Origin of the sequence: Anaerolactibacter massiliensis, assembly GCF_900290205.1 — a bacterium.
GTDB classification, from domain to species: domain Bacteria; phylum Bacillota_I; class Bacilli_A; order Erysipelotrichales; family Erysipelotrichaceae; genus Bulleidia; species Bulleidia intestinalis.
The window spans coordinates 635,386-656,772 of record NZ_OLMH01000001.1; the positions used below are offsets into that span (position 1 = coordinate 635,386).

Genomic DNA, 21,387 nt, shown 5'->3' on the forward strand with positions numbered 1-21,387 from the left:
GATAGCATGGCTGATGAAACAAAAGACAATATTCTTGAAATAAGGGGAATGTGCAAGAGTTTCGGGCGCAACCGCGTTCTGGATCATATCAACCTGGATGTGAAGCGCGGAACCATCATGGGACTGATGGGAGAAAACGGCGCCGGAAAGTCCACGATGATGAAGTGTCTCTTCGGTGTTTACCAGAAAGACGAGGGAACGATTGTTCTGGATGGCAAGGAAGTCAACTTTGCGGGTCCGAAAGATGCACTGGAAAATGGAATTGCAATGGTACACCAGGAGCTGAATCAGGCTCTTGATCGCACTGTTGTAGATAATCTGTTCCTCGGAAGATATCCGACTGACCGGTTCGGCGTAGTCGATGAAGCACGCATGAAGCGGGAGGCGGCAGAACTGTTCCGCAGTCTGGGCCTGACCGTGAATCTGAGTGCTCCGATGCGGACGATGTCCGTATCGGCAAGACAGATGTGCGAGATTGCCAAGGCAATTTCCTATCATTCCAAGCTGATCGTTCTGGATGAGCCGACGTCTTCGCTGACGGAACCGGAAGTCCGGAAACTGTTCGGAATGATGAGAAAGCTGCGGGATCGCGGCATTTCTCTGATTTATATCTCGCATAAGATGGATGAAGTATTCGAAATCTGCGATGAAGTATCTGTTCTCCGTGATGGTCACATGGTCATGACGAAGAAGATTGCAGAGACGGATATGAATGATCTGATCACGGCAATGGTCGGGCGTTCTCTGGATAATCGTTTTCCGCCAGTAGACAATACTCCGAAAGAACCGATTCTCTCGGTTCAGCATCTGTTCACAAAGTATAAGCCATGGCTGAAGGATATTTCGTTCGATGTCAGAGAAGGCGAGATCTTCGGTCTGTATGGTCTGGTCGGAGCTGGAAGAACCGAACTTCTTGAAACGATCTTCGGTGTCCGTACGAGAGCGAGCGGGCGTGTGTACTATAATGGCAAGCTCTGCAACTTCAACAATCCGAAGGAAGCGATGGACAATGGGTTTGCTTTGATCACAGAAGAGCGCAAGGCAAATGGATTGTTCCTCAAGGGAGATCTGACCTTCAATACGACGATTGCCAATCTGGAGCAGTATAAGCATGGATCGGTTGTCCTGTCTGATCCGGATATGAAGAAAGCAACCGCAAAGGAAATCCGGACCATGCATACCAAATGCCTGGGACCGGATGATATGATCGCAAGTCTCTCCGGAGGCAACCAGCAGAAGGTGATCTTCGGAAAGTGGCTGGAGCGTGAACCTGACGTGTTCATGATGGATGAGCCGACGAGAGGTATTGATGTCGGCGCGAAGTACGAGATCTACGAACTGATCATTCAGATGGCAAAACAGGGAAAGACCATCATTGTGGTATCGTCTGAGATGCCGGAGATTCTCGGAATCACAAACCGGATCGGTGTGATGTCAAACGGACACCTTTCCGGCATCGTCAATACGAAGGAAACAAATCAGGAAGAGCTGCTGAGACTCAGCGCTATGTATCTGTGAGAGAGGGTATAAGAAGATGGAAGACAAGAGACAGATTCTGACCGATAAAGAAGAAGAGGCACTCAAGGCCCCGATTGCAGAAAAAGTCGGCGGAATTCAGGAACAGCTGGATGAACTGAGAAAAGATGGAAGCCTGAAGATTCAGAGCCTCAGCAATAAGCTGTCTTCTGTGAAGAGCAGCAGAAACCTCACTTCTGAGGAACGGAAGAAGCAGACTGCAGACCTGGAAAAGCAGCTGGCTGCTGCGAAAGAGGTGGAGCGTGCCAACAGCACGAAAGTCAATGAGCTGGTAAAAGAAGCTGAAGACTATCTGAAGCAGAATTATGACAGCCTGTATTATAGCAAAGTCTGTGCTAGCTGCGATGCTGAAAGCAGCAAAGCTGAGGCTGAATACAATGCAAAGCTTGCTGAGCTGAAGGCCGAGTACGAAAAGACGATTTCCGGCATCACGGACAAGAACGAACTGAAAGATGAGAAGTATGTCTACAAGAACAAGCAGTTCGATGCCAAGCTGACGTATGACAATGTCATGCAGGCAATCAAGGATCGCCGCCATGAGGCATTTACGTATCAGTATCATCTGATTGACAATCTCCGGATGTCAAAGTTCACGACTGCAGAGAAGTGGGCCCAGTCCCGTGAGAACTATAAGTATACCTTCAACCGGAAACAGTTCCTGTTGAAGAACGGACTTTACATCGTCATCGTGCTGATCTTCATCATGCTGGCAATCATCACGCCGATTCTGAAGAACACGCAGCTATTCACGGTGACGAATATCCTGAACATTCTGCAGCAGGCTGCTCCGCGTATGTTCCTGGCGCTCGGTGTTGCCGGACTCATTGTCCTGACTGGTACTGATCTTTCCGTCGGACGTATGGTCGGCATGGGCATGGTCACTGCGACCATCATCATGCATCAGGGCGTCAATACCGGTTCGGTATTCGGACACATCTTCGACTTCACCTCGATTCCTCCGGCTGGACGTGCATGGCTGGCATTGCTGGTATGTGTGATTCTGACGACGATCTTCGCAACGATTGCGGGTTTCTTCTTTGCCCGCTTCAAGATGCATCCGTTCATTTCCACCATGAGCAACATGCTGATCATCTTCGGCCTTGTCACTTATGCGACCAAGGGTGTCTCGTTCGGTGCAATTGATTCCTCGATCCCGGCAATGTTCATTCCGAAGATCAACGGATTTCCGACGATCATCCTGTGGGCAATTGGTGCGATCTGCGTGATCTGGTTCATCTGGAACAAGACGATGTTCGGCAAGAACCTGTTCGCAGTAGGCGGCAATCCTGATGCTGCAGCAGTTTCAGGTATCTCTGTATTCAAGACAATTCTCTGCGCATTCATGCTTGCAGGTGTCATGTACGGCATCGGCGCATGGCTTGAATGCATGCGCATGGTCGGTTCCGGTTCTGCCGCTTATGGCCAGGGCTGGGATATGGACGCAATCGCTGCCTGCGTGGTCGGCGGTGTCTCCTTCACCGGCGGTATCGGAAAGATCTCCGGTGTCGTGGTCGGCGTTCTGATCTTCACCTCACTGACGTATTCCCTGACGATTCTCGGCATTGATACCAACCTGCAGTTCGTATTTGAAGGCATCATCATTCTGACGGCTGTCACGCTGGACTGCCTGAAGTACGTTCAGAAGAAGTAATCATTCCTATTGAATACCCAGAAGAAAAGCCCGAAGCAGGGCTTTTCTTCTGGACTGATCTATTGGAACTGGGAGACATTGTCCGGCGTGATTTTCTGGTAGGGAAGCGTGATGTAATGCGAATCAGTCAGCTCGGGCATTTCTCCGTTTCCGGAAAGTGCAGCCGCAAGCTGGTAGATCGCTGCTGCCTGTCCTTTGTAGTCATTGTAGACCGTTCCGATCAGTGCATGGTTCTGAACAAGTTCGCACCCGACTGAAGTTCCGTCAATCCCGGCAATCAGCGGGCGATCGTCCTGAGAAATTCCAGCTGCTTCATATGCATCGACGGCGCCGGCTGCCATATCATCATTGTTGCAGAGGAACAGTTCTGCTTCAGTTCCTTCCTGGATCAGTCTGGCTACTTCAGTCCGTGCTTCCTTGCGGTTCCAGTCACAGATTGAATAGCCGATCTTGTCAATCCGGACGCCGGCATTCTGCAGTGTCGTGACGGAAGATTCGCTGCGGACAATCGCGTCCTGATGTCCTGGTTCTCCTTCCAGGACATAGACCTGGATCTGCCCGTCCCCGTTCCGGTCTGCTTCCGGGTGCTGGCTGAGATAAGCGGCTGCAATCTGTCCCTGCAGCCGGCCGCTTTCTTCCGGATCACTGCCGACATAATAAAGATGTTCCCAGCGGGTGATATCGGATTCTACCGGCTCGCGGTTGAAGAAGATCACCGGAATCTCATTCTTCATTGCCGTATTGATGATTGCAGAAGTGCTTGTGCGGTCAACAAGATTGACGCAGATCACGTTCATCCCGTCATCGATCATGTCCTTGACTTGCTCGTTCTGGGTGAGCTGTGAGTGATCTGCATTGCGGATGGTGTAATGAACTCCATCCGCTTCTGCCAGCTCAGAGAGTTCTTCCGTGATGGAGGCGATGAAGGTATCATCGCCGTCATAGACGGCAATGCCGAGATTCAAGCTCTTCTTCTTTGCGGAAGCGGGAGCGCATCCGGAAAGGGCCAGAGCCGGAATCAGTGCAATTGTGCTGAAGATCAGTTTCATGGCATCCTTTCTAGCTACTGGCTGATCGGAAACAGCAGCTGCTGATTTTTCTTCGTGAACATGTTTGCCCGGGTGATGATCGAATAATCGATGGCAGTATTCTCCATGGAAGTTCTGGACGAGCAGTAGTCAGAGATCTGCTCGATGGCAGTGAACCCGGCAAGATATTCGTTGGGGACAATCATCTTATCGATGACTTCGGAATCGGTATAGGAAATGCAGGTGGTGGAGATGCCGATTCCATACAGACCAAAGATCTGATCCGGGTGTGCTTCCCGGTATTCTGCTGCTGCCTCGAGAGAATCGTTGTCCAGGGCAATGATCAGGTCGGCCGGGGTCTCTGCCTGCGCATGGATCAGTGAGACCTGGCTGGTATCCCTGAGAATCCATACCGGACTGATTTCATGCTTGGCGAGTTCTTCATTCAGACTTGCCAGCCGCTCCGTGAGCTCAGAGGAGCTGTTTGCGGAACAGAGAATTCCGATTTTCAGGTCAGAAGCAGAACTGCGGTAGGACAGGAGCAGCTGAGCAAGGCTGACGCCTGCTGCTTTTGCACTGAGAGAGATCTGACTCAGTCTTGCACTGGTTTCCAGAGAGCCTCTGGTTCCGAGCAGTACAGTCGGAACGGAAGAATGATCCAGAACCGAGGCAGTCTGATCGGAGAGAAGGGAAACGATGATTCCATCGGGCTTTTCTTCCAGCGCAGAGGCGATCTGGTCTGCTTCATTGTCTTCGGTGGTGCTGATGATGGTCAGTGAGATGCCGTATTCTCTTGCGGCAGCTCGGATGCCGGTCCGGAAGGAGTTCCATCGTTCTTCTGATGCATTGGGCAGGACAACGGTGATCTCACGCTGCGGATTTTCTTTTTCCGGAGCGACTGCGATGTATCCGGATACTGCTGCAGTGACTGCCAGAGCGATGATCAGGAGAATGAATGCGATGCTTCGTGATTGCTTCATACCGTTTCTCCTTCATATCTGGCAAGGTTTTCTTCGGTGGCTTCGATGGCTGGAATATGAATCGTCACTGTTGTGCCGGAATCCAGTTCGCTTCTGACCTTGAGTCCGTAGGCATCTCCGAAGCGCAGGCGCAGACGTTTATCGACATTGATGAGACCGACTCCGGAGCCATGCTTTTCAACCGCCGGGCGTCTGGATTCATTCAGAATCATCTCTACTTCTTCCGGACTCATGCCGTAGCCATTGTCAGAAACTTCCAGATAGATATCGTCCTGTTCTCTCCAGCCATGAATGCGGATCCGGCCATCCTGTTCTGCTTCCTTGATCCCGTGATAGATCGCATTTTCCAGAATCGGCTGAAGCACGAGCTTCACGATCAGACAGGAACCGATCGAATCTTCAATGTCAAACACTGCTTCGAATGACTGCTTGTAGCGGACTCTCTGGATATTCAGATAAGCCTCGGCCTGCTTCAGCTCATTATCGATGCGGATGATCGAATGGCCCCGGTTCAGCGACATGCGGAAGAAGGAAGCCAGCTGCGTGATCATGAATACCGCTTCTTTGTATTTCTCTCCTTCAATCATCCAGACGATGGAATCAAGCGTGTTGTAGAGAAAGTGAGGATTGATCTGCGCCTGGAGGGCATCGAGCTCGCTTTTGCGCTTCTCTTCTTCTTCCCGGCGCATTTCATCCATCAGGCGGTTGATCTGAGCAATATAGGAATGGAGCGTGGTGCCCAGCTCTTCGATTTCCGCAGAGCTGTTCTCATATACTTCAGGTGGAAGATTCGTGACGCCTTCCATATTCGCGATCGTATCATTAAGACGGATCAGAGGTTCGGAAACCTGCCGGGCAAGAAAGCGGTTGATGAGGACGATGGCAAGAACCGTGAGCGAGATAATCATGATGATCACGCTTCCGGAGGATCGTTCATTGAGATTCAGCGTCGATCCCGGAATTACGCTGACCAGCTTCCAGCCCGTATAGGAAACAGTATTCACATTGACAATCTGCTGGGTATCACCGACCTGCTCGACGTGCACTCCGTCTTCGTAAGTCAGCACTTTCGTCGTATTTTCGGTATACTGACCTGCCTGGATTCTGGACTGGTAGGGGTGATAGATGATATCTCCATCATCTGCCATCAGATAGATATAGCTGTCAGACAGCTCGGAGTTTGACTCTTCCAGGAGCTGTTCCATGGACTGATAGTCCATATCGATGAGAAGCACGCCCCGCTTCGCTTTTCCATTCTGGGTCATGTCTACGGCAGTTGACAGAGATATGACCCATTTGTAGGAATGCGAAGCAGACTGAAACAGGTTCTGCACATGGGGCTGAGAAAAATGAACATTCTCTACTTTGGCAAGCGCAGAAGTGAACCAGTCCTGTTCTGTGACATCCAGATTGTTCTTCAGAACTGCATTCGGAGCTGTGCAGAGCAGGGTGCCGTCATCGCTGAACAGCGCGATGGAGATGATCTGATTGGAATTTGCGGCATAGAGCAGCTGCATATTAGAACGGATGCTCTCCTCCGAAAGATCATTTTTCTTGATGACATCGTAATAGAGTGCGTTTGCGGTATTGCGGATCGTGGAAAGATAGTTTTCGATGTTCAGGGTTTCCTGAAGTGCAGTATTCTGCGTGGATTCCTGCAGCATGTTCCGGGTTCCCCGGTTCATGAGATTCTGAAAGACCATTCCGACGACTGCCATCATCAGAATGGAAACCGCACTGAACGAGATCAGAATGACAGTCCGGAAGCTCCCGGATTTATTCGTCCCGAAGTATCTGGAAAACAGTTTCATACGGATCAGCTTCCTTTATACTTGCTTGGCGGAACTCCGAATTTTCTGCGGAATACATAGGAAAAGTAATTCGGATCACTGTAGCCGACCTGCGTGGCAACGATATAAGTTTTCTCGTTTTTCGAGACAAGCAGCTCGGCTGCTTTGTTCATCCGGTAGTCAGTCAGAAAGGTGCTGAATGGCTGCCCGGTTTCCCGGCGGAAAATCGTGGAGAAATAGGACATCGAGATGCCGAGAAAGGAACAGATGGAATTCAGACTCAGATCAGGCTCGGAATAGTGTTCCTGGACATAGCTCTTTGCTTTCTGGACCAGATTCTCCGTGGAACTCTTCCGCTGCCCGCTGAGCTGTTTCTGCATGCGCAGGCATACTTCATTCATCCAGACGCCGAGTGCTTCCGGATCCCGCTGCTGCAGGTCCAGGGAAGTCGGGTCTTCGCCGAAGGCACTTTCCATCTCCAGGCCGTTGTCTCTGGCAAAGCTGCCGAGCCGGCCGATAAGTTCCATGATGAACAGATGATAGGAAACCACGGAAGAATGAGGCAGGCAGTCAGAAAGAAACTGATGCACCGCGGCAGAAAGATCTTCCGGGTTTTCCAGTTTCATATGCTTGTAGACATTCTGCAGTTCAAGATCTGCAGTCCCGGAAGGAAGTTCTGCCTCCTTCGGGGCAACCTCAGAAATATTGATTGCCTGCTCGCTTCCGTAGACAACCCGGTAGGAAACCGCCTGGCGTCCGCCCGCATAGCTGCTCGGAATCTCCTGAAGGCTGGCGCATGGATGGCCGATGCCGCAGGTGACAGAAGCTCCGACCGCGCTTTTTGCCAGACGGCAGAACCGGTCAAGCTCATCCGTCAGGTCACGGACGTCGCTTTCTTTCTTCAGGGAAGCGATCATGCAGAGATTGTTCAGAAAACTGAAGAAGTGAGGCTCCCAGCGGGAACTGATCTTCTCTTCCGCAAGCTTTCTCACGCTCATGACCATCAGCATGTACTGCATGCCTTCTGGCAGCTTTCCGGAACTTGTATGAAAGAGAGCAGCTGTATAGTAAGGACCAGGCAGGGAGATCTGATAGTCGCTGCAGTATTTCTCCAGTTCTTCTTCCGGGACGCGCCCCTGCACCAGGGAGATGAAGAAGTTCTCCTGCAGGACGGGAAGAGACTGCTGATAGTACTGCTGCAGAATTTTCTGATTCTGCCGTTCTTCGTGTTCCTGATCGAGAGAAGCAGTGATCTTGCGGAAGACAGCAGTCAGATATTCGGAATCAATCGGTTTCAGCAGATATTCCACTGCATTGAGATGAACAGCTTCCTTTGCGTATTCGAATTCATCGAATCCGGAAAGAATGATGATCCGGATATCCGGATACAGCTGCCGCAGCTGCCTTGCAAGCTCCAGACCATCCATGTATGGCATCTTGATATCCGTCATTACGATATCAGGCTGCACCTTTTCTGCAAGCTCCAGTGCCTCCACCCCATTGGATGCTTTTACCGGTTCTTCCAGACCAAGTGCATTCCAGTCAATTTTCTTCTGGATGACTTCGAGCACATCATTCTCGTCATCTGCCAGCATTACTTGATAAGTCATGTCTATCGCCTTCCTGCCTGGTTCAGATACTGATCGCCATGTTCCATGAGCTCCGCGTAGGTTTCATTCAGAACCTGATAGAGCGGATCCGCCAGTTCTCCCATACCGCACGAAGCCGGCAGATCTTTCATGGTTTTCTGAATGTCTTCCGCAATATGGCGGGCCGTGTGTTCTTCACTGACCGGAACCAGTCCGAACCCGGTAGTCCGATAAGCCCGGTCGCCTGCACAGGACCGGATCATCCGGGCAGAAAAGTCCCGCCATTCCGCAATCAGCACCTCATCCGGCGTTTCTCCTTCCCGGATTCCGAAGGATTCCAGAAGGGCATATACTTCCTGGTGCTTCTTTCTGGAAAACGGAGAGTTTCCGGAGTTGACTGCCATGACTTTCAGCATGAGCCATGCGCGCATAAATCCGTCCGGGCGCTGACGCTTTCCGGTTCCGAAGCGCAGATGCAGCACTTCCAGCCTCCGCACGTCTTCCGGATCGCTTATCGCTCTGATCCGCTGATTCAGGGCTTCTTCACGTGCATGAATATCATCGGTTTCAAAATAATGAGCCGGCCATTCTTCAAGGAGATCCTTATCAGGTGTTCTGAACATATGCTTTCTGTCTTTTCTTCTTTATATTTTACATGCAATATGCCGGTTTGTAACGCATGTGGCATACTCTGCAGCGGATCCGTCTCAGTCATATGGAAAAGCTGAATCCGAGGTGCGTGCTATAATCGCAGCAGAAAGGAGAACGGGTTTATGACAGACCGTATTAATATATATTTACTGCTGGAACAGATTCACAATGAAGTATTCCCGAACGAAAGCTTCGGGGTTTATATGAAGAAGATCGACGAACTGATCGGACCGATGGAAAAGCTGGATGATGGAGAGATCGTGACACGTCTTTACCATTATCTGAAGAGTCCATTTCAGAAAGTCGGAATGATCTCTCATTAACAGGAGGTTTTTATGAATGAAGAGCAGATCCGCCAGCGTGAGATCACCAATCTCGGCAATCCGGCAAAGCCTTCCGGAGAAGCCGGGGCAATGATGCTGGAGCGCATGAATCAGAGCCATGATGCAGTGACGAACTGGGGTCTTGATTTCCTGGAGCTGGAGGAACATCTGAATGTGATGGATCTTGGCTGCGGCGGCGGTGCAACCCTGCACCGTCTGTATGATCGCGGCGTGCGTCATCTGACTGGCGTGGATTATTCCGAGGTATCTGTTTCGGAATCGATCCGGAATAATCAGGAACTTGTTCAGAGCGGCGTGCTGCAGGTGGTGCAGGCCTCCGTGGAGCATCTTCCGTTTGCGGATCATTCTTTCGATATGATCGTAACAGTGGAAAGCTTCTATTTCTGGCCTGATCCGGAAGAGAACCTGAAGGAAGTGCATCGGGTGCTGAAGAAGGGCGGACATCTGCTCGTGATTCTGGATACGTATGAAAATGGAGCGCTTTCAGAAGAAACAAGGGAAAATATCAGACAGTACCATATGACCGTTCCGACCGAGAAAGAGTTCATGGAATTGTTCCGCAAAGCGGGATTCGTGGCAACCAGTGCCCATCTGAAACCGGGCACTTCATGGATTGCGGCAGAAGGAATTGCCTGAAATGGAAACAGAGCAGAAACTCCGGGCGCTGGCCAAGATAGCCTCAAAGCTGAATGCGGCAGGAATTGTCTGGGATGTCGGCGCTTCTCTGTTACTCTATCTTCACGTCATCACGGATGAGTTTCATGACATCGATCTCATGGTGAGACAGGAAGATGCGGATGATGCTGCAGAAATCCTGGATCGGCTTGGAACACGCTCAGTTCCGAAAGCGCCAGATCCGAAGTATCATACGAAACGCTTCCTGGAGTATGTGATTGATGGCGTGGATGTGGATGTCATGATTGACATGATCATCGTGAAAGACGGAAACGAATATGACTGCTCTCTGAAACAGGAAGAGATCGATGGTTATGCGGAGGTGTTCGGTCAGAGGATTCCGCTGCATTCGGTCGCGAAATGGAAAGAATACTACACCCTGATGGGCAGAGATCAGAAGGCCAGCATGATTGAGCAGGCTGACTGCCTCTTGAAGAAACGCGCGGGAAGGAAACAAACGGTCTGAAATCATGCGATCTGCTGTCAGATCGCAACGCTGTGAAGGATGATTCTTCCTTTCTGAAAGCTCTGAAGGCCTTGCGGAAAAGCATACGCAGGGAGAAACCGGAGATTCATACCTAGTGCTTCGATCAGAAATGTACCTTGTGAAAATATCTGAAATCTTCTGCTGTGATGCAAATTTCAGATGCTGTAGAGGCTTTTGCGTGCTACCATCAGAACAAAAGAGTTCTGAAAGGGGACACGAAATGGAAAAGCGCATAGGGGAAAGGCTTGGGATTGCAGAGAAGCTTGGGTTTCTCTGCTTTTCAATGTCCGATAACATCATCTATTACTTCAAAAGCATCTATTATCTGATCTTTCTGACGAATGTGCTGAATATCCCGATGATGATGGCAGGAATCATGACTGCCGTCGGTACGATCTGGGATGCGGTGAACGATCCGCTGGTCGGGGTGATCACGGCAAACCGGAAATTCAGAACCGGGGAGACGATCCGTCCGTATCTGAAGTATATGTCGCTGCCCTGGGCCATCAGCATGGTGCTGCTGTTCACGGATTTCCATCTGTCGCTGATGCCGACGGTGATCGTCAGCCTGGTGGTGTTCTTTTTCTATGAGCTTGAGAATACCTTTCTCGGCATTCCTTATAATGCGATGGCAAATGTTGCGACAGGAGATGACAGCGAGCGGCGCAGCATCAATGCGTTCCGCTCTCTGGGAGGATGTCTCGGTTCCGGGATCGGAGCAGTCGCGGTAGCACCTCTGGTCAGGATGTTCGGCGGCCTGCAGGGACAAGGCGCAATCATCGGACCTGAGGATGCCGGAGCACTCTTCAAGTCTGCTCTGCTGATGGGAGTCATCTGCATGGCTGGCTGTCTGATTCATTATTTCACCTGCCGCGAACGCGTTCATGCGGCAGCCGGGGATGCCGAGGAGAAGGTGACTTTCCGCTCAGCCTATCGCATGCTGTTTCACTGCCAGAGCTGGGTAGCCAACTTGTTCTATATCATCGCATATTCCGTGGTCAATCTGCTGCTCATGAACATGATCAATTACTATGCGTCCTATGTGCTCGGAGAGTCTGCGGCAGCGACTCCGATTCTTGCAGTCTATCTGCTGACTTCCGTGATTTTCTCGATTCTGACCCCGGCGATTGACCGAAAACTTGGAAGGAAGAAGACCATGATTGCAGGTGCTCTCGTGCAGATCATTGCCAAGATACCGTTTATCCTGAATCCGTATTCCATCGTGAACGTCTATATCAATGCGATCGGCGTCGGAATCGGTGCGACAATCACGTTCATCATGTTCAATACGAACCGGAATAATATTTCCGATCTCATCGAAGCTGAGAATGGCAGACGGCTGGATACGATGATCTCGACCGGAGATGGGCTCGCGGCAAAGCTTGCCCAGGCCCTGGCGGCCCAGCTGATGACATTCTCCCTGGCGAAAGCCGGGTTTGAACAGACGCTGAAGCTGAACCAGAATCCAGCCGTGATCCACACGATCAATGCGCTGCTCGGCTGGGTGCCGGCAGCGGTAGCGGTGCTGATGCTGGTAGCGATCCGCTATATCCGGATTGACTGCGAGATGAAGCAGGCTGTTTCCGGATAGGAAGGAGAAAAGAGATGAATCCGCATGTGATGCTGAAAGACCCGGATCAGATCCGGGCAGTGGAATCACTGAGAAGGCTTGATCAGAATGGCTATCTCTATGCCATGGACTGCAGGTTTGATTATCTGAAGGCAGCAGGACAGCTCGTGCAATTCTTCGATGCGGGATGTTCTTCCTTCGTCCAGAGGAATTCTGAGAATGAGATGGTTCTGTACCGGAACTATGATTACGGTCATCATCTGCACAATGACCGGCGCAATCCGGTTACCGGAATCAACTGCGTCATACATGCTCAGAGTCCGTCTGCCCGCTATGAGTCAATCGGTACAGCAGATGCGTTCTGGACGGATCCGCGCCATGCTGGAATGGTGGCCGGAAAGGCAGACGACGGAGTGACGGACATTTCTGCCTTTGCGATGCTGCCTCTGGTATGCATGGATGGGATGAATGAAGCTGGTCTCTGCGTAAGCATCATGGCGCTGTGCGTGGAGTCGGACTGGCAGGAAACGGATTATGAGAAAGCCGTTCTGCAGGCAGAAGCGAATAGGGAAGTGAAGAAGTATGTTGTGCTCCTGCAGAAGCCAGGCGAACTTCCGGATCGCTTTGACAAGTGGTCTTATCCGGGATGCCTGGCACTGAATGAAGCGGATCATAAAGCATGGCGGGCTGAGATGCCGGTTCATGAGCAGAAGAACCAGGGCCGGCCGACTCTATACCATCCGATTCTGATGAGGCAGATGCTTGATCTCTGTGCGGATACAAAGGAAGCATCTGCACTTGCTTCTTCTGTCAATGTGAAGGCAGCGGTTCCTGGTTCGGATTATCATATTCTGATTGCGGATGCGTCCGGAAACAGCGTAATGCTGGAATGGGAAGGTGATGAGATGAAAGTGCTGCCGGCGAAGTGCGGAACAAACTACCGTCTGAATGGAACGGATCCTTTCCGCGGCACAGATCGGCGCTATGAATGCATCCAGGCAGGCCTGGAGCGCTTTTCGTCCAGGATGCCGGAGAAATACGGGCTTGATCTGCTGCGGCTGGTATGCCAGGAGCCTGGCAATGGAGCTGACCGGGGCAAGACGCAGTACTCGTGCATCTATCATCTGGAGCAGAAGACGATGCAGATATTCTCATTCGGAGATTATTCCCATAGCTGGACATTTTCTCTGCATGGAGAATTGCTGAGGGAGGAGTAGGAACAGGACATGGAACGGATCTATACGATGAAGCTTTCCAGCGTCTATCCGCTGCTGGTCCGCAAAGCAGAACGGAAGGGAAGGACGGAAGCAGAAGTACAGGAACTGATCTTCTGGCTCATGGGCTATGATGCAGATTCCCTCAAGAAGGTGCTTGAAGAAGATCCGGATTATCAGACGTTCTTCCATGAAGCACCTGCCTGGAATCCTGCTTCGGAAAATATTACCGGAAAGATCTGCGGTGTCCGGATCGAGACGATCAGCGATCCTCTGATGCGGAAGATCAGATGCCTGGACAAGCTGGTGGATGAACTAGCAGCAGGCAGGCCGGTAGCGAAGATCCTGAACCGCTCCTGATAGCCCTGACGGCTTGAAACAGAACGGGCAGATCATTAGAATGAGGATAGATGAAGTACTGTCATCCATTTGATCATTTGCTGAAAAAGAAGGAGGATCAGGACAATGGAAATGAAGTTCTATCGCTGTGCGCATTGCGGAAAGATGATTGCAGTCGTGAAGGAAACCGGCGTTCCGGTATACTGCTGCGGAGAACCAATGCAGGAGGTTGTTCCGAATACCGTGGATGCGGCTGCGGAGAAACATGTGCCGGTTTATGAAGTCAGCGGGAATACGGTGCATGTGAAAGTTGGTTCGGTGGCACATCCGATGCTGCCGGAACATTACATTGAGTGGATTGCGCTGCAGACGAAACAGGGAAATCAGCGCAAGCAGCTGAAACCAGGAGATGCACCGGAAGCGTGCTTTGCAATCTGCGACGGTGATGAAGTAGAAGCCGTCTATGAATACTGCAATCTGCACGGGCTCTGGAAGGGCTGAGAGAAGAAAGCAGGCTTGATGCCTGCTTTTCTGTTTTTTCAGCTGTTTTTATCAATGTGTGTTTTCCTGAGCTGCCGGAGGCTGTGATCATAATTCATATTTGCGAATGCAGTATAGAGAATATCGATGATATTCATGGAAGAACTGCGGCTTGCCATCGCGGCGCTACGGAACAGGGATTCACTGGAAGTCGTATAGAGCTTGAGATCCGCCAGATCGCTGATCGGAGACTTCACTGGTCTTGTGATCGCAAGAATGGTGGTTTGATTTTCTTTCATCGCTTTGGCACAGGTGATCATTTCAGCAGTATGTCCGGAATAGGAAATGATGATTGCAAGATCCTTCCGGGTGCTGCTGCGGGCAGTGACGAGCTGCAGATGCCAGTCTTCACTGATCACGCATGGTTTGTTGATCCGCAGCAGCTTCAGATAGGCGTCTCTGGCTGTGACAAAGGAAGCTCCCATGCCGAACAGCAGGATGCGGTCTGCTTCTACCATCATCTCAGCACATTTTTTCAGAACGGAGGGATCCATGAGCCGCTGAGTCTCCTGGAGAGACTGGATGTTCTGCCAGGTGATCTTCCGGATGATTTCTTCGATGGAATCGCCTTTGCGGATTTCATCCTGGGAAAGCACCATGCTTTCATCCTGCAGCGCAAGTTCGACCGTGAGGGTTTTCCGGAAGTCTTTGTAGCCATGAAAGCCCAGAGCTTTGCACATACGTACAACTGCAGATGCGGAAGTGAAAGATTCACTGGCAAGTTCATGGATGCTGAGCGAAGAGGCTTCGTGCGGATGACTCAGGATATAGTCTCCGGCAGCACGCTCTGCGGTATTCATCTGAGGCAGGTTTTCTCGCAGAAGAATCAGTACATTTTTCATGGAATCAGCACATTCTCCTGAGCAGATTATGCAAAATGTGAAACAAAGTGTCAAATAGAAATGGGACGCTTGAAATAAAGTTCGATCACATTATATTGGAATTATCAAAGCTTTGAGAAAGAGAAGCACAATCAGAAATAGGGGGACAGTCTCTGTGGCTTTAAACCTTGAAAAAATGACGACGGAAAAGCGGAATCCGGCAACCATGAATCTTGATGAGATGTCGGCGCTTGAGATCGTCACGGAAATGAATCGGGAAGATGCCGGGATTCCGGAAGCGATCCGTCCGCATCTTCCGGAAATTGCACAGGTAGCAGAATGGGGTGCTCAGTCTTTGTCTGACGGCGGCCGGATTTTCTATATGGGAGCTGGCACGAGCGGCAGACTCGGAGTCCTGGATGCGTCAGAATGCCCGCCTACGTTCGGAGTTTCTCCGGAAACGGTAGTCGGACTGATTGCCGGAGGTGAACATGCATTCATCAGAGCGGTGGAAGGTGCAGAGGACAATAAGGAACTCGGGGCTCAGGATCTGAAAGACCATCATCTCACGGAAAAGGATCTGGTGATCGGTCTTGCTGCGAGCGGCCGTACGCCGTATGTGATCGGCGGAATTGAATACGCAAAGTCGATCGGCTGCCATACTGCCGGCATTACCTGCAATGCAGGATCGGCAATCGGGAAAGCTTCCGATTGTGCAATTGATGTAGTGGTAGGACCGGAAGTGCTGACGGGTTCCACCCGTCTGAAATCCGGTACTGCGGAAAAGATGGTTCTGAACATGATCTCCACGGCGGCTATGGTTCAGATCGGAAAATCATATGGAAATCTGATGGTCGATGTGGTGCTCTCCAATGAGAAGCTGCAGGTCCGTGCTGAGAATATCGTGATGGACGCAACGGGAGTCGACCGCGAGACGGCAAGAAAGAAAATCACGGAAGCAGGCGGACGCTGCAAGACTGCGATCACTATGATTCTTGCGGACTGTTCTAAAGAGGAGGCAGAACAGCGTCTTGATCAGGCCCATGGACATGTCAGAAAAGCAATTCTTCAGAAATAATAAGAAAGGGGAAATCTTTTATGACCAATGAAGAACTTGTGAAACAGATGCTCGAAAAGCTTGGCGGAAAAGACAATGTCCGCTCGGCAACCAACTGTCAGACCCGCTTGCGGGTACAGGTGACGGAAGATGCGAAGATCGATGAAGCCGGACTGAAGGGAATCGACGGCGTCCTCGGAATCGTGCATGACCGTCCGGGTTACATCGAAGTCGTAGTCGGACCTGGCAAATGCCGCAAATGCGCAGACATCTGCAGGGATATGGGGATCCCGAGCAATGCCGCAGATGCAGTATCCACGAATAATGACTGGAAGACGAACAAATCCAATGTGAAGTCGGGTCAGAAACCGAATAAGGTGCGTGATCTGCTCAAGGTGTTCGGCGAGATCTTCGTCCCGCTGATTCCTGGTGTCATCGCTGCTGGTCTCTGCGCTGGTATCGCAACCTTGATCCGCCAGCTGGCGCCTGGGTATGCGGACAGCACATTCCTGAATGTAATCGTCAGTCTGCTCAGCCTGATCAATGCTGCATTCCTGTCTTATCTGACTGCATGGGCTGGCTATCGTGCTGCAGAACGGTTCGGAGGCACTCCGATTCTCGGCGGCATGCTCGGCATGATCACCGGACTTGATGGCATCAATACGATTTCTCAGGCCATCGGCTGGTTCAATGAAGACATTCCGCTGGATTCCATTCTGAGAAGCGGACGCGGCGGCGTTCTGGCTGCTGTCATCGGGGTCTACTTCATGGTGAAGATCGAGAAGGCAATCCGCAAGAAGATGCCTGATTCTCTCGATATTGTCTTTACACCGATTCTGACGCTGATCGTTACTCTGATCCCTTATATCTTTGTAGTCATGCCGGTCTGCGGCCTCATCTCCAGCGGTCTCTGCTGGATCGTCCAGGTGCTCTGCATGAGCGACAATATCGTCGTGCGTATCATCTCCGGTTATGTCAGTGCAGCATTGTTCCTGCCGATGGTTGCTATGGGCATGCATCATGGTCTGGTTGCATTGTATTCCGTACAGCTGGAACAGTTCGGCTATGTCATGCTGTATCCGGCCCTGGCAATGGCTGGTGCTGGTCAGGTCGGCGCTGCAATTGCAATCTCGAGAAAGGCTAAGAAAGTCGGCAACGAACGTCTGCGCAATGTCATTCGCGGTGCTCTCCCGGCTGGATTCCTCGGTGTCGGCGAACCGCTGATCTACGGCGTCACGCTGCCGATGGGCAAGCCGTTCATCACTGCTGGTCTCGGTGCTGGTTTCGGCGGTGCGTTTGCAATGGCTACCGAAGTCGCTGCTACTACCTGGGGTCCTTCTGGATTGCTTGCTCTGTTCGTCATGACTGCAGGTCCTCATGGTGCAGTACAGTCGGTTCTCTGCTATGCGATCGGCCTTGTCATCTCCTACATCATGGGCTTCATCATCACTAATGCAATGGTAAAGGACGAGGAAGTCGCAAATGCATAATCTTCCTGGTTATTCTGTTTATCTTGCAGAATACAGGAAAGGGCGTATGCCGTCTGCAGAAGTTATTGCAGGCGGCGCGCCTGTTTTTCTGTCTCTGCATATCCGCGAAGAATATTCAGATTCTTATGAGCAGGAGATGGAAGAACTCTGCGCGGCGCTGAATGACAGAGGCCTCAGGATCATTGCGGACATCGAGAAAGAAACACCTTCAAGATTCCATGTTTCATCGGTTCTGCAGCTGAAGGAGAAACTTCATCTCTATGGGGTCCGTCTCGATTTCGGATTCACTGTCCAGGAAATTGCAGCATTAGCAGAACAGATGCCAATCGTCCTGAACGCGTCCTCCGTGAATCCGGAAGATGCCAGCCTGATTCTGTCTCATTCTGCTTATCCGGTCACCGCCATGCATAACTTCTATCCGCGTCCAGAAACAGGACTCGATGAAGCATACCTGCATGAAACAACTGCGAATCTGAAAGCACTTGGCCTGAAGACGGCCGCATTTATTCCGGGTGATCTTGCTAAGCGCGGTCCGATATACGAAGGACTTCCTACCCTGGAAGCTCACCGGACTCTTCCGCCTTCGGTCGGATATATTGATCTCCTTGGACGTTTTCAGATCGATTCTGTATTTGTCGGCGATCCGGAAATCAGCGGGAAAGAAGTTTCGAGGATGCAGGCCTATGCAAAGAAAGATATCATTGAGCTGCCCTGCATGCTCAGAGAAGGATATGAAGATTATTACGATCAGGCCTTCACGTGCCGGATCGATTCTCCTTCCTGGCTGATCCGGGCAGAGGAATCAAGAGCCTATGCAGGCAGTTCCGGAAGAAAGGAACCAGCTCGTCTTCCGGAAGAACGTATCCGCGGATCCATCACCCTGGATAATGAAAAGTATCTGCGCTATTGCGGCGAACTGCAGCTGATGCGAAAAGACCTTTCTGCAGATGAACGTGTCAATGTGATCGGACATGTGAAGCAGGAATATCACAGCCTGCTGGATCTGATCGGAAGAGGAAAGAAGTTCATACTGAAACATGAATAAGCTGAAACTCATTGCCATGGATCTCGATGGAACGGCCCTGCAGGAGGATCATGAATCCTTTACTTCTCAACTGCTTGAGGTTCTGGAGGAAGCACATCAGATGGGGATTTATATCCTTCCGGTAACCGGAAGACCATGGGAGATGCGTCCGGAAGTTCTGAAGCATCGGTATGCCTGGAGCGATCGGATCGTATGTGCTAATGGCGCAGAAGAGCGGGAACTGTCAGATGGAACGATCCGCAGAAGATACCCGCTGAATCCGGCGACGGTCATAGAACTGATCCATCAGAAAGGACCGGAAGATACCTTTGAAGTATTCCGGGATGGACATCAGTATATTTCTGAAGCGGATTACCGGAAAGAAGGATCTGTTCATCCTGGTTTCTGGTTCCACCGCGATCACGTGCTGAGAAAATTCGGCGTGCTGAAAGAAGACCTCGAACAGGAAGTTCAGAGGCTTTCCGATGGGATGCTGAAGGCAAGCTGGTTCTGCTTCGATGAACAGGCATGCATTCATGCAAGAGAAGTTCTATCCAGGATGGATGTTTCAGCTGCGGAAACCGGACATGGATATTTTGAGATCACAAGTCCGGATGCCACAAAGCTGAAAGGCCTGCTGCGCGTGCTGGCAGAGCTGAATGTTTCGCCATCAGAAGCAGCCTACCTCGGCGACAGCGACAATGATCGCTCTGTCTTCGGAAACGTCGGCACCAGCGTGGCCATGGGCAATGCCCCGGATTCTCTGAAACAGGCAGCGGATCTGATTGCCGGCAGGTATGATGAAGATGGTGCTGCAAATGTCATTGCAGAAATGATCAAGCCAGACTGATGAAGTCTGGCTTTCTGCTGAATTGAATTATTCTTCCGGGATGGACAGTCTGCCCGGATGAGAGATCATGTAGGAAGCAGTATGAACTGCATATCTGCATGCATGAACCGGATCATTGCTCTGCAGATAGTCATGCACAAAGGCAGCGTTGAAGGTATCTCCGGCTCCCAGCGTGCTCAGCACATGAACGTTTTCCGGAGGAACTTCAGTGATGCTGTCTGCTGTGACGACATATACGGAACCAGGACCGTTTCTTGCGATGACGGTTCGTCTGGAACTGCATAGTCTTTCTGCTGCAGTGATCAGTTCTTTCTCTTCGGCAAGCGGCCCGAATTCTTCGATGCCTGACCCGGTCAAAAGATCTGTCATTGAGATCATCTCTTCATAGGCGGCTCTGCGTTCATCATTCAGACCATAGGTTTCGATGCGCAGGTTCAGATCGAAATAGAGAATGGAATTGGTTTTCTTTTTCAGCCTCTTCAGGAAGGAAAGCACCGCATGCATGGTTTCCGGTTCATTGGTCATCAGCATTCCGCTGGTCACCACGAGATAGTCCTGCATCGGTATCTTCGAAAAGCTTTCGTCATTGAACCGGGGAAGGTGAGAGCCCGGCGGCAGCCAGGGAAAGACGAGACGGTCGCTATGATTCAGCATCGCGATGCAGACGATGGCATGATTTCCCTGATCGATCGACCAGGAAAGATCTGTTCCGCCATTCATCAGTTCCTGGCTGAGCCAGCTGCCGATCGAATCTGTGCATAGATCAGTGACGAAGTGAGGATGGTCTCCGAGCTTGTTCAGCACGGTGCAGCAGTTGCCCATCGTGCCGCCGCCTTGAAGCGTGACATCAGCGGTCTCATCCATGAAAAGAGAAGAACGTAGTTCCAGTGCCTTTCCATATGGAACAATCAGATCAGCATTGAGATCGCCAATGCATAGAATCGGTCTTGTCATTGCTTTGCCGCCTTGCAGAACGCGCGCACCTTTTCCAGATCTTTGCCGACGATCTTTCCGTTTTCAAACCGGCTCGTCTTCGTGCAGGAATCGACGCCCCATGGATGCAGGAAATCTATCGCATCTTTCACATTCTCCGGTCCGAGACCGCCTGCCTCGATGATCGGAATCTTCACCTTTAAAATGATCTCCCGATCGATGTTCCAGTCATGCGTGACGCCGGTTGCTCCGATACCCGGATTATTGTCCGGAATGGAATCGAGAATCAGATAATCGGAATAGGCTGCTTTTTCTTCTGCTTCCGGAATGGAGGAGCGATCCCTGATTCCGATGGCTTCCATCAGTTCTGCCCAGGGGCATTCTTCCTTCATGCGCCGGCGGAAGTCCAGGCTGCCATGATAATCCGCACACAGCTGCAGTACGTCTGCGTGCAGGTAGTTCATCATCTGAAGAATCTGATCCGGATCGGAGTCCGTGGAGATCAGAACGCTTCTGCGCACCTTGCCTCGCAAGGTATCGAATATTTCCAGAGCCTGTTCCGGAAGTACTTCGCATGGATATCTTCCATCGAGTTTTCTCGAGACGAGAACGCCGATCTGGTCGGCGCCGGCTTCTGCACAGGCAGCAGCTTCTTCGGCCGTCTCTAAAGAATAAATCTGTACAATCATATAAACTCCTTTAACATGAATTTCTTTCTGTCCTCATATCACGTACTTTCCAGGCTGGTCAGGGCGAGAAAAAGAATGGGTGCCTAAGCATATTTAAAGGGAATTTCAAGACTGTTTCTATGAGTTCTT

General features: G+C 51.0%; 21 protein-coding genes. 13 read left to right on the forward strand and 8 right to left on the reverse strand.

The genetic code is table 11. From position 1 onward, the window contains the following. The first annotated feature begins 6 nt into the window (after nucleotides 1-6). Together C7E00_RS03245 and C7E00_RS03250 are read left to right on the forward strand one after the other, a co-directional pair. Entirely contained in the window at nucleotides 7-1,518 is a 1,512-nt protein-coding gene (locus C7E00_RS03245; protein ID WP_105302902.1) for a sugar ABC transporter ATP-binding protein, read from the forward strand. Between the two features lie 16 nt (nucleotides 1,519-1,534). Then, entirely contained in the window at nucleotides 1,535-3,187 is a 1,653-nt protein-coding gene (locus C7E00_RS03250) for an ABC transporter permease subunit (protein ID WP_105302903.1), read from the forward strand. Nucleotides 3,188-3,246: 59 nt separating this feature from the next. Here C7E00_RS03250 and C7E00_RS03255 read toward each other — a convergent pair whose 3' ends face one another. From C7E00_RS03255 to C7E00_RS03275, 5 genes are read right to left on the reverse strand one after another with little or no spacing between them, the layout of a single operon-like run. Then, nucleotides 3,247-4,236, reverse strand: a complete 990-nt coding sequence (locus C7E00_RS03255) for a galactose ABC transporter substrate-binding protein (RefSeq protein WP_105302904.1) — start codon at nucleotides 4,234-4,236, stop codon at nucleotides 3,247-3,249. Between the two features lie 14 nt (nucleotides 4,237-4,250). Beyond that, complete coding sequence (locus tag C7E00_RS03260) at nucleotides 4,251-5,195, reverse strand: sugar ABC transporter substrate-binding protein (RefSeq protein WP_105302905.1); 945 nt, start codon at nucleotides 5,193-5,195, stop codon at nucleotides 4,251-4,253. After that, nucleotides 5,192-7,006, reverse strand: a complete 1,815-nt coding sequence (locus tag C7E00_RS03265) for a cache domain-containing sensor histidine kinase (RefSeq protein WP_105302906.1) — start codon at nucleotides 7,004-7,006, stop codon at nucleotides 5,192-5,194. The genes C7E00_RS03260 and C7E00_RS03265 overlap by 4 nt, the downstream gene beginning before the upstream one ends. Before the next feature lie 5 nt (nucleotides 7,007-7,011). Then, on the reverse strand, nucleotides 7,012-8,595 hold the full coding sequence (locus C7E00_RS03270) for a response regulator (RefSeq protein ID WP_105302907.1): 1,584 nt from the start codon (nucleotides 8,593-8,595) through the stop codon (nucleotides 7,012-7,014). Between the two features lie 2 nt (nucleotides 8,596-8,597). Further along, nucleotides 8,598-9,197 (reverse strand): DUF6553 family protein, encoded by a 600-nt coding sequence (locus C7E00_RS03275; protein ID WP_105302908.1) that lies wholly within the window; start codon nucleotides 9,195-9,197, stop codon nucleotides 8,598-8,600. 150 nt (nucleotides 9,198-9,347) lie between these two features. On the opposite strand from C7E00_RS03275, the gene C7E00_RS03280 reads away from it, so the two are divergent. The 7 genes from C7E00_RS03280 to C7E00_RS03310 all read left to right on the forward strand — a co-directional run bounded on the left by C7E00_RS03280 (nucleotide 9,348) and on the right by C7E00_RS03310 (nucleotide 14,355). Continuing rightward, nucleotides 9,348-9,548 carry a hypothetical protein gene (locus C7E00_RS03280; RefSeq protein WP_105302909.1) on the forward strand — a complete coding sequence of 67 codons (201 nt, stop codon included), beginning with the start codon at nucleotides 9,348-9,350 and terminating at the stop codon, nucleotides 9,546-9,548. A 12-nt stretch (nucleotides 9,549-9,560) separates the two neighbouring features. After that, nucleotides 9,561-10,205, forward strand: coding sequence for a class I SAM-dependent methyltransferase (locus C7E00_RS03285; protein ID WP_105302910.1), 645 nt, complete (start codon nucleotides 9,561-9,563; stop codon nucleotides 10,203-10,205). 1 nt (nucleotide 10,206) lies between these two features. Then, on the forward strand, nucleotides 10,207-10,710 hold the full coding sequence (locus C7E00_RS03290) for a nucleotidyltransferase domain-containing protein (protein ID WP_105302911.1): 504 nt from the start codon (nucleotides 10,207-10,209) through the stop codon (nucleotides 10,708-10,710). 241 nt (nucleotides 10,711-10,951) lie between these two features. Then, on the forward strand, nucleotides 10,952-12,322 hold the full coding sequence (locus C7E00_RS03295) for an MFS transporter (RefSeq protein ID WP_167836442.1): 1,371 nt from the start codon (nucleotides 10,952-10,954) through the stop codon (nucleotides 12,320-12,322). 14 nt (nucleotides 12,323-12,336) lie between these two features. Continuing rightward, nucleotides 12,337-13,518 (forward strand): C45 family peptidase, encoded by a 1,182-nt coding sequence (locus tag C7E00_RS03300; RefSeq protein ID WP_105302913.1) that lies wholly within the window; start codon nucleotides 12,337-12,339, stop codon nucleotides 13,516-13,518. A gap of 9 nt (nucleotides 13,519-13,527) precedes the next feature. After that, a complete protein-coding gene (locus tag C7E00_RS03305; protein WP_105302914.1) occupies nucleotides 13,528-13,875 on the forward strand; it encodes a DUF2200 domain-containing protein in 348 nt (115 codons plus the stop codon). Nucleotides 13,876-13,980: 105 nt separating this feature from the next. After that, on the forward strand, nucleotides 13,981-14,355 hold the full coding sequence (locus C7E00_RS03310; protein ID WP_408022619.1) for a desulfoferrodoxin family protein: 375 nt from the start codon (nucleotides 13,981-13,983) through the stop codon (nucleotides 14,353-14,355). A gap of 38 nt (nucleotides 14,356-14,393) precedes the next feature. Here C7E00_RS03310 and C7E00_RS03315 read toward each other — a convergent pair whose 3' ends face one another. Next, a complete protein-coding gene (locus tag C7E00_RS03315; protein WP_105302915.1) occupies nucleotides 14,394-15,236 on the reverse strand; it encodes a MurR/RpiR family transcriptional regulator in 843 nt (280 codons plus the stop codon). A gap of 154 nt (nucleotides 15,237-15,390) precedes the next feature. Between C7E00_RS03315 and murQ the strand changes: the two genes are divergently transcribed. The 4 genes from murQ to C7E00_RS03335 are packed head-to-tail and all read left to right on the forward strand — an operon-like array spanning nucleotide 15,391 to nucleotide 19,636. Beyond that, a complete protein-coding gene (gene murQ, locus C7E00_RS03320) occupies nucleotides 15,391-16,293 on the forward strand; it encodes an N-acetylmuramic acid 6-phosphate etherase (RefSeq protein ID WP_105302916.1) in 903 nt (300 codons plus the stop codon). Between the two features lie 20 nt (nucleotides 16,294-16,313). Next, a complete protein-coding gene (locus tag C7E00_RS03325) occupies nucleotides 16,314-17,762 on the forward strand; it encodes a PTS transporter subunit EIIC (RefSeq protein WP_105302917.1) in 1,449 nt (482 codons plus the stop codon). Nucleotides 17,763-17,808: 46 nt separating this feature from the next. Then, nucleotides 17,809-18,807 (forward strand): MupG family TIM beta-alpha barrel fold protein, encoded by a 999-nt coding sequence (locus tag C7E00_RS03330; protein ID WP_167836443.1) that lies wholly within the window; start codon nucleotides 17,809-17,811, stop codon nucleotides 18,805-18,807. Further along, on the forward strand, nucleotides 18,800-19,636 hold the full coding sequence (locus C7E00_RS03335; protein ID WP_105302919.1) for an HAD-IIB family hydrolase: 837 nt from the start codon (nucleotides 18,800-18,802) through the stop codon (nucleotides 19,634-19,636). Before C7E00_RS03330 ends, C7E00_RS03335 begins: the two co-directional genes overlap by 8 nt. A 27-nt stretch (nucleotides 19,637-19,663) precedes the next feature. Here the strand turns inward: C7E00_RS03335 and C7E00_RS03340 are convergent, their stop codons facing one another. Together C7E00_RS03340 and C7E00_RS03345 are read right to left on the reverse strand one after the other, a co-directional pair. After that, on the reverse strand, nucleotides 19,664-20,590 hold the full coding sequence (locus C7E00_RS03340; RefSeq protein ID WP_105302920.1) for a carbohydrate kinase family protein: 927 nt from the start codon (nucleotides 20,588-20,590) through the stop codon (nucleotides 19,664-19,666). Continuing rightward, a complete protein-coding gene (locus C7E00_RS03345) occupies nucleotides 20,587-21,258 on the reverse strand; it encodes a phosphoribosylanthranilate isomerase (protein ID WP_105302921.1) in 672 nt (223 codons plus the stop codon). Before C7E00_RS03345 ends, C7E00_RS03340 begins: the two co-directional genes overlap by 4 nt. Nucleotides 21,259-21,387 lie beyond the last annotated feature (129 nt).